We start from the raw sequence: 10,661 nt of genomic DNA, 5'->3' as shown, positions 1-10,661 counted from the left end.
GTGGAACGACCGCCCGATGTGCCAGTCCGAGGTGAGGCACTCGCCGCCGCCGGCCAGGTCCTCAAAATCCGACCGCCCCTCACCTTCTCACCCGAAGACCTCACCTGGTTCAACAACGCCTACACCGCCGCCCTCCACGACGTCGCCGCCCACGCGAACATCCCCTCGCGGTCGTAGCGGCACATACCCGAACAAACGCAAGGAAGCGCCCCATGTCCAACGCCATACCCGAACCGACAGCCCCCGTGTCTGACGCACGCCGCGAGAGTGGCACCACGGATCCTGCAGCATCTGAGCCGCACCTGCGCCGTATCCTCACCACTCCGCAACTCGTTGCATTCGGGCTGGCGTACGTCAACCTGATCGGCGTCTTCATCTTCTACGGGCTTGCGACCCAGATGACGCAGGGCATGATGGCGCTCGCCTTCCTCATCGCCACGCTCGCGATGACACTCACTGCGCTCAGTTACGCGGCACTGTCACGGAAGTTCGTCGGTGCAGGCTCGGTCTACACTTACGTGTCCAAGGTCATCCATCCCGCGCCGGCTTTCATCATCGGGTGGATGGTTCTCCTGGACTATCTGATCCTGCCCTTGCTCGGATTCGTCCTCATCGGCCTCTACATGCACCAGGCTGTACCCGTCGTGTCGGACTGGGGCTGGAGCATGATCTCGCTTGTCTTGATCGTCGGCTTGGCGATCAAGGGAGTGAGTGAGTCCGCCAAGGTGAGCCTCGTCGCAACGGGCGTCGGAGTGCTGTTCCTCCTCGTCTTCGCCGGTTACCTCGTGACTTCGATCGTCTCGGAGGGAGGCCCAACCGCAGTGTTCGACCTGTCCGGGCTGTTCACCGTCGACGCGCTCAACAACCCCGACGCCGGTATCTCGGGCCTCCTCGCAGCGACATCCATCCTCTGCCTGATGTTCCTCGGGTTCGATGGGATCACGACGTTCGCTGAGGAGACGCGCGACCCGAAGCGACAGGTCGGCCGCGCGGTGCTCTGGACGTGTGGCATCTCCGGCACAGTTTTCGTGCTCATGTCCTATCTGATGCAACTGGCGTGGCCCAATGCGTGGCTCGAGATGAACAACCCGGACGTCGCGTCAACGGAGCTGGTGCTCAGGATCGCCGGTCCTGCGATGAACGTGATTTTCACCGTGATCTTCATCGTTGGAGCTGTCGCATCCGCACTGGCGGGCCTTTCTGCAGGGGCGCGAATCCTGTTCTCCATGGGTCGCGACCGAGTGCTGCCGTCGGTGCTGGGCCGGGTGAGTCCGCGATTCCGCACGCCGGTGGTCTCCATCTGCGTAATCGGAGGCATCGGTGTGTTGGCGCTGTTCGGTGACCTTAACTCCGTCGCCTCGATCGTCAACTTCGGGGCTCTGATCGCGTTCATGTCCGTGAACGTCTGCGTGTTCGTTCAGTTCCTCTTCCATGAGCGCCAGCGCGGAACGAAGGCAATCCTTCGGTACGGAGTGCTCCCGGTATTGGGCGTCGCGGTCAACTTCGCCCTCTGGATCTCGCTCGACGCGACCGCAAAGCTCATCGGTGCCGGATGGTTCGTGCTTGGCGTAATCGTGCTAGCAATCGTGACGCGGGGTTTCCGCAAGCCCGTCCGCACCCTGTCCGGCTTCTAACCGGGACATGCGGAGCGTGCTGGGCTCCGCAACGGTAGCGGGCGGCGTTCTGACATGAACGCCGCCCGTTATCACTATCTCCAGCGTCGCCAGCTTTCAACCGGTGGTCGGTCACCGCTGCGCGACGTCCCGAGCGCGGAGTCCATTGCTTCCCGCGACGCGGGGAGAGGCGGACAGCGTGTGTCAGAAGACACCATTCGTGTGTTGCAGTTCGCCGGGAATCGGTGCAATGACATCCCAGTGCTCGACGATCTTGCCGTCCTCCACGCGCCACAGGTCGTTGTAGATGACAGGCTCGCCGAACTCGCCCTCCGCGCGCGTGAACACGAAGTCTCCTTCAGCGACGATCTGATGAACCTTCTTGTAGGTGAGGAGCTTCCCATCGGCGGCCCATGCCGAAGCGGCAGCCCCGAAGCCCTCAAGGCCGTCGGCCGCGTCCGGGTTGTGCTGTGCGTACGTCTGCGTGGAGATGTAGTCCGTGAGGGCGGTGTAGTCAGCTTCCACGAGCACTTTTTGGGCAAAGTCTGCGACTAGCGCCTTGTTGGCTGCCGTCTGCTCAGCGTCAGAAGCTGCTTCTGGCCCGTCAATCTGGCTGCGGCCGCTCGTCGTTCGAGAAACGACCGGCACCAGCGAGTCCCAGTGCTCAACTACGCGGTTCCCGTCGACTCGGAAGACATCAAAGGCGACGAGGCGGTCCGCGCCGAATCCGCTGTAGATGCCATGGAGGACGACGAGGTCACCCTCGGCGATAACCCGCACAAGCTGGTACCCGAAGCCGGCGGGGAGAGTAGTGGCGAGCGCCCGAAGCCCCTCGACGCCGTCAGCGGCGAGGGTGGAGTGCTGGATGTAGGTGGGGCCGAAATACTCGTCCACAGCAGCGGGATTCTTCTCCACGAACAGCGAGTCCACAGCGGTGAGCACGGTTTCTTTGGCGGTCATGACACTCTCCTCAAGATTGGTTGATCAGCCATGAGTTACCCTAAGAGAGTCATCACCTAGTGGGAAGTAGGCACCTTTCGGTGCGTAACGAGGAGTCTGGTATGTCGGAGTCGGTGTGGAACCCGTATGACCGGAACTGCCCCACACGCCGAGTGCTGGACCGGATCGGAGATCGCTGGACTGTTCTCGTGGTCGGCTCGCTCAGCGAGGGGCCGCTGCGGTACAGCGAGCTGAGGGCGCGAGTCGACGGCATTTCGCAGAAGATGCTGACCCAGACGCTGCGCGGTCTCGAGCGGGACGGACTGGTGACCCGGACGATCACACCCCAGATCCCGCCTCGCGTGGACTACGAACTGACTGCTGCCGGCCAGTCGCTTCGCGAACCGTTACACGCGCTGGAGGTCTGGGCGACGGAGCATATGAGCGAGATCGGCGCGGCCCGGGATGAGTACGACACGCACTCGTGAGAAGAGGCTGTCTAGCGCGGTTCAGCGCGAGCGCTAGCACTGCCCCATGACCGGCTCGGGTTCGTAGAGTCGGTCGCTGACTACGAAAGTTGTCGACAGGCGGAAGCACTCCCGGGCGGGATCGGTTGTCTGCGGCGGGCACCGACGGCGACCCATGCGGGCTCAAGGGGGAGGAGCGCTCCTCCAAAAGGATCGTGGCCCAGGAATGTCGGATTCCCCAGGCCACGACCCGTCTGTCACGGACTGCTCAGCCGATGGCTGTACGCAGCTCCGCGGCCGCGGCGGTCACATCGGGTGCCCCGTAAAGCGCTCCCCCCACCACGGCGATCTTCGCGCCGGCGTCGCGGACCGAGCGGATCGTCGAGGCGTTCACGCCACCTGCGATCGAGAACGGGACGCCCGATGCCTCACCCGCGCGCAGCAGTGTGTCGAGCGAGTAACCGTCCTGAGCCTGCTCGTCCAAACCGGCGTGGACCTCGACGAACTCAGCGCCTAGCGCGACGACCTGCTTCGCGCGGACCGGCTTGTCAGCGACGCCGATCAGGTCGACGACAATGCCCTTGCCGTGCTTCTGTGCGGCCTTGACGGCGCCCGCAATGGTGCTGTCATCCGCAGCGCCGAGCACGGTCACCAGGTCCGCTCCGGCCTCGAAAGCGATGTCGGCCTCGAGCTCGCCGGCATCCATCGTCTTGAGGTCGGCGAAGATGACCTTGTCAGGGTGCGCCGACTTGAAGGCGGTGATCGCGGCGAGACCTTCGCTCTTGATGAGCGGGGTGCCGAGCTCGAGAATATCGACGTACGCCGCCGCGGCGGCGGCGAGTTCCAGCGCCTTCTCCGTGCTAGTGGTATCGATGGCGAACTGCAGTTTCATTAGTACTCCGATAGAGGGTGGATGCTGTCGCCTGCCGGCGATCAGGGGGTCGAGCTACTCGGGTCGAGCTACTCGAGGTTTGAGTGCCGGGCCCAGAGGCCTTCGGCGCTCGAACCCTGGCGATGCCAGAGCGCATGGAACAGGCCGTCACCGATGAGGACCACGACCTGCTCGAACAGGCTTCCTGCGTACTGCTCCGAAGCCGAAGCAGTGCGGTCGAGCTTCTGAGCGGCCGGAACCACGACGACAACCTTGGCGATCTGGGCCAGGGGCGACCCAACCGTCGCGGTGATGGCACCGACGTGCGCCCCCGCATTGGCAGCCAGCTGCGCTGTTCTTACGACCGACTCCGTCCCGCCGGATCCGCTTGCGGTAAGCAACACGTCACCTGCCTCGATGGCCGGAGTCGTGACGTCGCCAACAACGTGTACGTCGAGGCCGAGGTGCATCAAGCGCATAGCGGTCATGCGCAGTGCAGTCCCGGACCGCCCCGCAGCGCTGACGAACACTCGGTCCGCCGAGATGAGAAGATTACACAGGGCGTCGAGCTGGTGGGAGCTCACGACGGCCGCGCGCTCAGACGCTCGCAGCACCTCGTTAGCGACAAGCGAGATGGCGGCGGCGGGAGAGATGGTGGCGGCGGTTATCGGCATCGCCCCAGCGTCACCCATCGTGCTCGCGAACGAAATCCTCCCGGCGGACCGTCTAACCTAATCGAAAGTATGGTTCCCGATAGGATGGTCTCGTGTCCTCGGCTACTCCATCCAGCGCGGCCTCCCGCCGCGCCGCAGCGGACCACGCTCGCGCGATGGCGGAGCAGCGTGACAGACATGCACTGACGCTCGAGACGCTACTGGCGACGCTGCGTTCGCCGCGGCTAGACGACCGCGCGGCACGAACCATGGCTGTGGACGTCGCGGCCGGGGCGCTGGTTGGCCTGCGCGTGCAAAGCGACGAACAGACTGCTGCGCTCGAGCCGGTCGCTGGAGCGTTCGGACGACTGCAGGGCGACCTGCGGCCACTCGTGCGCTATAGCGAACTGGACGTGGAGTTCGTGGAGCCGCCCGCAAGCGGGCGCGCACTTCCTGGAGAGATCGCGCACGCCGCGCGAGCCATCGTGCGTACGGCAGTCCTCGCCATTGTTGATCGTGGTGAGCCGAGCCGAGTGCGCATCCAGTGGGATTGTGACGGCCTACACCTGTTAATTGCGATCCGTGATGATGGCCGCGGCGACCTGTCCGTCCACGACGACGCGCTTCGCCCGGTCGCCGAGCAGGTTACCGCGATCGCCGGCCGTCTAGCAGTCGCGTCAACACCCGGGTGGGGCTCGCAGATCGACATCTGTCTGCCCCTCGATCCGCCCGCCGACTCGGAAGCCCTTCCGAGAGCGATGGACGCCAGCCCTCGCGAGCGGGATGTCCTGCGGCTGGTAGTCGCGGGGCGCCGTAACCGCGAGATCGCACAGACGCTTGGCGTCAGCGAGAACACCGTGAAGTTTCACGTGTCGAACTTGCTGCATAAGTCTGGCGCGAACTCGCGGACGGAATTGGTCGCCCTGGTCCGGAGCTGACTCCTATCCATCTAGACGACGTCACCTATCCGAATCGGTAGGCATCCAAGCGGGCATCTGTGGGGGAACCTGCCGCTTTTCGCGGCTGATTCGATGGCCGGAAACAGGTCACCCGGTCCGCCCGCGCGGTCATCGAGTGATGAGCGCGAGCTGGTCACCCCGGCGACCGGTCAGTCGTCGGCTGAGTCTGGAACCGTCTCCACCTTGAGTCCGCTGGTGGCGAGTGCCCGCAACGCCTCGGAGGGGGAGTGATCACTGGTGATAAGCACGTCGCCTGGTCGCGCCGTGGCGATAGGCGCGAAAGACCTGGTGCCGATGTGGCGGGGTTCGGCGAGGATCAGCGCGGCGTCTGACGACTCGTACATCGCCCGCTTGACCGATGCGTACTCCGGCTTGAGGTCGCTGAGCAGCAGCGAGTCGGCATCCAGTCCGGCGACGGTCAAGACGCAGAGGTCCCACCGGTGCCGAGAGAAGAACGCCTCAGTCTCGCTGCCGTAGATGTTGAAATCGCCGGGACCCACGAATCCGCCCGGGATCATGACGCGGAAGTGAGGGTCCGCGCCGAGAATACGAGCCGATTCGAGGCTGCTGGGCGCTATCACCAGGCTCAGCGGGTGCTGGCGGAGCTCCTGGGCGAACGCCAAGATGCGGGTGCCGAAGTCGAGTGCGACGTTCATCCCCGGCCGGATGTGCTGCATCGCTTTGGCGGCCATGGCCGCTTTCAGCTCGCTGTTGCTGCGCAGCCGTTCGGCCAGCGGTGGCTCGAAGCTGCGACTGGTGGGGGCGATTGCGCCGCCGTGCACGCGGATGGCTGAGCCCTCAGCCTCCAAGGCGATGATGTCGCGCCGCAGCGTCAGCGATGTCACCCCCAGGCGCTCGCTTGCCTCCGCTGTGTTCACGCGGCCGCGTTCCCGCAGCTCCGCCCGAAGCAGGTCAAGCCGCTCAATCTGCGTCGCCAAGCGCGATCCCCCGTTCAGTCTCCACTGTGCTCGAGAATACTGTCGCCAGTCGCTGCGCCCACCGCCGGCGTGCAACAACGTCAAACCCTACCGCGCCAGGGGCGCCGGTCCTCGATAGGCACGGCGCCCCCGGGCGGGTGGCAGGTCGGGCTTACGCCTTGTTGAGGGCGCCCTCCGGAGCCCAGGAAAGCGCGTCGCCGCCGTACTTGGACGCTCGCACGTCGCCCGAGCGGGCGTGCCCCTCGAACAACTCGACGCGGGCAGCGCGACCGAGAAGGCGTCCGAGTTCCGCGCTCGCGTCTTCCGAGCGCACCTCCTGGTAGGTGACGGTCTTGATGTATTTGCCGACCCAGAGTCCGCCGGTGTAGCGGGCGGCCTTACGGGTGGGCAGGGTGTGGTTGGTTCCGATGACCTTGTCACCGAACGAGACGCACGTGCCTTCGCCGAGGAAGAGTGCTCCGTACTGGGTCATCTTCTCCAGGGCCTCGCGCGGGTTCTCCGTGAGGATCTGCACATGCTCGAAGGCGTACTCATCAGCCACCCGGTAGGCGTCGTTCAGCGAGTCGACGACCAGGATCTCGCCGTGGTCGCGCCAGGCGGCCTCTGCGAAATCCCGTGTGGACATGCCGGGCAGGATCTGGTCGATGTGCCGGCTGACCTGTGCGGCAAGCAGATGCGAGGTGGTGATGAGGACGGCGGGGGAGTCGGGCCCGTGCTCCGCCTGGCTGAGCAGGTCGACTGCGACGATGAACGGGTCAGCGTACTCGTCGGCGATGATCAGCACCTCGGTGGGGCCCGCGAACAGGTCGATGCCGACCTCGCCGTAGAGCTGACGCTTGGCCTCTGCGACGTATGCATTACCGGGGCCGGCGATCATGTCCACGCGCCCGATGGTCTCGGTGCCTACGGCGAGGGCGGCGACAGCCTGGGTTCCGCCGAGCAGGAAGATCTCGTCGGCGCCCGCGTGATGCAGCGCCGCCACCGTGGCGGCAGGGATCTCTCCGCGAATGGGCGGGGTGCAGGCAGTGACGCGGGGAACGCCCGCCACCTTCGCCGTCACCACGGTCATGTGCGCAGACGCGACGAGCGGGTAGCGTCCACCGGGAACGTAAGCACCGGCGGCCGATACGGGAATGTTCTTCTGCCCGAGGAACACGCCCGGCTCGGTTTCGGCCTCGAAGTCGGTGAGGGAATCCAGCTGACGCTTCGCGAAGTCGCGCACTCGACGCTGCACCTCGATGATGTCCTCGAGCGCCTGGCTCGGGACGGTCGCGACGATCCGGTCGATGTCATCGGCGTCCAGTTTGAACGAGTCAGGCGACCAACGGTCGAACTTCTCGGAGTACTCGCGTACGGCTGCGTCGCCCCGCTCACGGACGTCCCGGATCACGGTTCGGACCGTCTCCTGCACGGCGGGATCCACCGATGAGGACGCGCGGCTGGCGCCGGTGCCCTTGAAATACTCGACGGCGGTTGAAGTCATTGCGGTGTCTCTTTCGTCTCGGTTTCTAGCGGCCGTACCGGTAGATCTTCTTGTTGGTGAACTCGTCGATGCCAAGGCGGCCCAGTTCGCGGCCGAAGCCGGACTTCTTGACCCCACCGAACGGCACGTCGGCGCCATCCAGCCCGGCGGCGTTGACGTAGACCATGCCCACTTCCAACTGCTCGCCGACTCGCTCAGCACGGTCGAGGTCGTCGCAAATCACGACTGACCCGAGGCCGTAGGGTGACGAGTTCGCCAGCTCGATGGCCTCTTCGTCGCTCGAGACCCGGTAGAGCTGGGCGACCGGACCGAAGAGTTCCTGGGAGTACACGTCCATCTGAGGGCTGATGTTGACGAGTACGCCGGGTCGGTAGAAGTTCCCGTCTGGGGCGTTATCGCCCACAATCAGCTCTGCACCCTGTTCGATCGCGCCCTGCACCTGCGCCACGAGAGTGCTCGTGGCATCGTCGGAGGCAAGTGGCCCGTAGTCGCCGTTCTCGCGCGACTGGGTGGACAGTGCCTGGCTGAACTTGCCGGCGAACTCCTCGTAGTGACGGTCGATGATGATGAACCGCTTCGAACCGGTACACGACTGGCCCGAGTTCTTCATACGACCCCAGACTGCGTGGCGGACGGCAGCGTCAAGGTCCTCAGTGTCCAGGACGATGAACGGGTCCGACCCGCCGAGCTCCAGGACGCACTTCTTGAGGTGGCGACCGGCCTGCTCGGCGACGATCGCCCCGGCACGCTCAGAACCCGTCAGCGAAACACCCTGAACACGGTCATCGGCGATGATCGTGGAGATGTGGTCGTGGGTGGCGAAGACATTCACGTAGGCGCCGTCAGGGAACCCTGCATCACGGAACAGGGTCTCCAGCGCCAGTGCCGAGTCGGGGCACTGGTTGGCGTGCTTGACGATCACCGTGTTGCCCACGATGAGGTTGGGGGCGGCGAAGCGCGCGACCTGATAGACGGGGTAGTTCCACGGCATGATTCCGAGGATCACGCCGATACCCTGTCGCCGGATGACGGTGCGCAGCCCGTCCTCCGCCTGAATGTCCTCGTCGGAAAGCCACTCCTCCGCCCGTTGAGCGAAGGTGCGCATGATGTCTGCGGAGAACAACACTTCTTCCCGACCATCTGTGACGGGCTTACCCATCTCGCGGTTGATGATCGCGGCGAACTCGTCGGCGCGCTCCCTCAGCAGCTCGGCGGCGCGTCCGACCAGCTTCGCCCTGTCGGCAATGGAAGTCCGGCGGGACCAGCGGTTATATGTCTCGTGCGCGGACGAGAGCGCGACCTCAACTTCGACGGCGGTGGCGTCGGTGTGAGCGGTGACGATCGTACGCGTCGCCGGATCGATCACGGCGTACTTACCCATGTCAGTCCTTCTTGGCAGCAACGCCTAAGCGGCAGCAGTGCCGGGGTTTCGTTGTGAGAACAGAATGATCACAAAATGTGATTGAAACAATCATGCGTCCTGTCGTAGAGTGCGTCAAGAGGTCTCACCGGTCAAGGAAGAGAGGGCGAGACGCATGATCGCTTCGGAGCACTATGTACACGACGTCATCGAGCGGGCGTACGGCGTCGGCTCTGTGGAGTCGTTTCGCGAGGTGCCGTCCGAGGCGGATCTGACCGCGATCGTCGAAAGCTCCCGCACCACGGTGGTCGCCAAGACCACCACGGATCAGTTCGGTCGATGGAGCCTCACGCTGCAGGCCGAGGCTCAGTTGCGTCTGCGCGAGGAGCCTGAGCTGCGGGGTCTCGTTCCGGACGTGATCGCCAATAGAGCGGGCGAGTTCCTAACGCATGATGGGCCGGCGACGACGATGCTCATGACCTTTCAGCGAGGCGCGTCGATTTCCGAGGTGGAGCTGACGGACTCGCTGATCCGAGAGGTTGCGTACCTTCAGCACAGGTCTGCCAAGCAGTACGGCGACTTTCGACCCAGCGTCGACACGCACGCATATCCGCGTCCGTGGGACCTCGGTTCCTTCCGCCCCGCCGACTACCAGCTCGAGCGTTACCTCGAACCGGACATTCGTAAACTCGCGGAAGAGGTGTTTGCCGGCGTCGCATCCGTCAATGACAAGTCGAAGACCGGGAGTCCTTACACCGCCGAGCAGTTCATCTTCGGCGATTTCAACTTGTCCAACGTGCTGTGCACCGATGGTGCGGTGACGGGACTGATCGACTTCGGTGACGCTGTCGTGGGCACCCAGCTCGCTGACATCGCCATCGCGCTGTGCTATCTGCAGCTGCACGACCGCGGGATAGCGCAGAGCGAGCTGCTCGATCTGTACATGACGGAGCTCGCAAAGCATCAAGATCCGCCGTCGAACTCTGAGTTGGTCGACCTCGGCCATCTCGTGCGAGCCCGAGCGCTCATGGTGCTGCTGAACGGCCGCGAGGTGGCAGCGGCAGAACCGTTCCGCAGTGACTATGCGTTGCGGTATGACGTGGCTGCGGCGGCGTTGTTGATGGGGTGATGGGTCTTTGTTCGCGGATTGGATCGGATTTCAGTTATGCCCATGATCAACGGGTTCACGCCTGGCCAGAGTGCATGGTGCTGCTGAACGGCCGCGAGGTGGCAGCGGCAGAACCGTTCCGCAGTGACTATGCGTTGCGGTATGACGTGGCTGCGGCGGCGTTGTTGATGGGGTGATGGGTCTTTGTTCGCGGATTGGATCGGATTTCAGTTATGCCCATGATCAACGGGTTCACGCCTGGCCAGAGTG

At 64.4% G+C, this 10,661-nt stretch carries 10 protein-coding genes; 4 read left to right on the top strand and 6 right to left on the bottom strand.

Going from position 1 to position 10,661, the window contains the following annotated elements; genetic code table 11:
* Window positions 1-212: 212 nt before the first annotated feature.
* Window positions 213-1,634, top strand: a complete 1,422-nt coding sequence (locus tag ASF40_RS04130) for an APC family permease (RefSeq protein ID WP_056366990.1) — start codon at window positions 213-215, stop codon at window positions 1,632-1,634.
* Window positions 1,635-1,817: 183 nt separating this feature from the next.
* Here ASF40_RS04130 and ASF40_RS04125 read toward each other — a convergent pair whose 3' ends face one another.
* Entirely contained in the window at window positions 1,818-2,573 is a 756-nt protein-coding gene (locus ASF40_RS04125) for a nuclear transport factor 2 family protein (RefSeq protein WP_056366989.1), read from the bottom strand.
* A gap of 101 nt (window positions 2,574-2,674) precedes the next feature.
* Between ASF40_RS04125 and ASF40_RS04120 the strand changes: the two genes are divergently transcribed.
* Window positions 2,675-3,040, top strand: coding sequence for a winged helix-turn-helix transcriptional regulator (locus ASF40_RS04120; RefSeq protein ID WP_056366988.1), 366 nt, complete (start codon window positions 2,675-2,677; stop codon window positions 3,038-3,040).
* A 247-nt stretch (window positions 3,041-3,287) separates the two neighbouring features.
* Here the strand turns inward: ASF40_RS04120 and hxlA are convergent, their stop codons facing one another.
* Window positions 3,288-3,911, bottom strand: coding sequence for a 3-hexulose-6-phosphate synthase (hxlA, locus tag ASF40_RS04115; RefSeq protein ID WP_056366987.1), 624 nt, complete (start codon window positions 3,909-3,911; stop codon window positions 3,288-3,290).
* 68 nt (window positions 3,912-3,979) lie between these two features.
* On the bottom strand, window positions 3,980-4,564 hold the full coding sequence (hxlB, locus tag ASF40_RS04110) for a 6-phospho-3-hexuloisomerase (protein ID WP_082496868.1): 585 nt from the start codon (window positions 4,562-4,564) through the stop codon (window positions 3,980-3,982).
* A gap of 155 nt (window positions 4,565-4,719) precedes the next feature.
* Between hxlB and ASF40_RS04105 the strand changes: the two genes are divergently transcribed.
* Window positions 4,720-5,481, top strand: a complete 762-nt coding sequence (locus ASF40_RS04105) for a helix-turn-helix transcriptional regulator (protein WP_082496867.1) — start codon at window positions 4,720-4,722, stop codon at window positions 5,479-5,481.
* Window positions 5,482-5,651: 170 nt separating this feature from the next.
* On the opposite strand, the gene ASF40_RS04100 is transcribed toward ASF40_RS04105, so the two are convergent.
* From ASF40_RS04100 to ASF40_RS04090, 3 genes are all read right to left on the bottom strand, one after another.
* Entirely contained in the window at window positions 5,652-6,440 is a 789-nt protein-coding gene (locus tag ASF40_RS04100; RefSeq protein WP_056366978.1) for a DeoR/GlpR family DNA-binding transcription regulator, read from the bottom strand.
* A gap of 151 nt (window positions 6,441-6,591) precedes the next feature.
* A complete protein-coding gene (gene hisD / locus ASF40_RS04095; RefSeq protein WP_235560133.1) occupies window positions 6,592-7,998 on the bottom strand; it encodes a histidinol dehydrogenase in 1,407 nt (468 codons plus the stop codon).
* Window positions 7,949-9,304, bottom strand: a complete 1,356-nt coding sequence (locus ASF40_RS04090) for an NAD-dependent succinate-semialdehyde dehydrogenase (protein ID WP_056366974.1) — start codon at window positions 9,302-9,304, stop codon at window positions 7,949-7,951. Before ASF40_RS04090 ends, hisD begins: the two co-directional genes overlap by 50 nt.
* A 154-nt stretch (window positions 9,305-9,458) precedes the next feature.
* Between ASF40_RS04090 and ASF40_RS04085 the strand changes: the two genes are divergently transcribed.
* Window positions 9,459-10,412, top strand: a complete 954-nt coding sequence (locus tag ASF40_RS04085) for a phosphotransferase enzyme family protein (protein WP_056366972.1) — start codon at window positions 9,459-9,461, stop codon at window positions 10,410-10,412.
* Window positions 10,413-10,661 lie beyond the last annotated feature (249 nt).

The sequence above is a fragment of the Microbacterium sp. Leaf288 genome (genome assembly GCF_001422925.1).
Lineage (GTDB): Bacteria > Actinomycetota > Actinomycetes > Actinomycetales > Microbacteriaceae > Microbacterium.
This window is presented reverse-complemented; position numbering and strand designations above follow the sequence as displayed.

Bases quoted from the DNA above. Each gene is read 5' to 3' on its own strand.
- ASF40_RS04130 (WP_056366990.1), top strand. From the start codon at position 213: ATGTCCAACGCCATACCCGAACCGACAGCCCCCGTGTCTGACGCACGC.
- ASF40_RS04125 (WP_056366989.1), bottom strand. From the start codon at position 2,573: ATGACCGCCAAAGAAACCGTGCTCACCGCTGTGGACTCGCTGTTCGTG.
- ASF40_RS04120 (WP_056366988.1), top strand. From the start codon at position 2,675: ATGTCGGAGTCGGTGTGGAACCCGTATGACCGGAACTGCCCCACACGC.
- hxlA (WP_056366987.1), bottom strand. From the start codon at position 3,911: ATGAAACTGCAGTTCGCCATCGATACCACTAGCACGGAGAAGGCGCTG.
- hxlB (WP_082496868.1), bottom strand. From the start codon at position 4,564: ATGCCGATAACCGCCGCCACCATCTCTCCCGCCGCCGCCATCTCGCTT.
- ASF40_RS04105 (WP_082496867.1), top strand. From the start codon at position 4,720: ATGGCGGAGCAGCGTGACAGACATGCACTGACGCTCGAGACGCTACTG.
- ASF40_RS04090 (WP_056366974.1), bottom strand. From the start codon at position 9,304: ATGGGTAAGTACGCCGTGATCGATCCGGCGACGCGTACGATCGTCACC.
- ASF40_RS04085 (WP_056366972.1), top strand. From the start codon at position 9,459: ATGATCGCTTCGGAGCACTATGTACACGACGTCATCGAGCGGGCGTAC.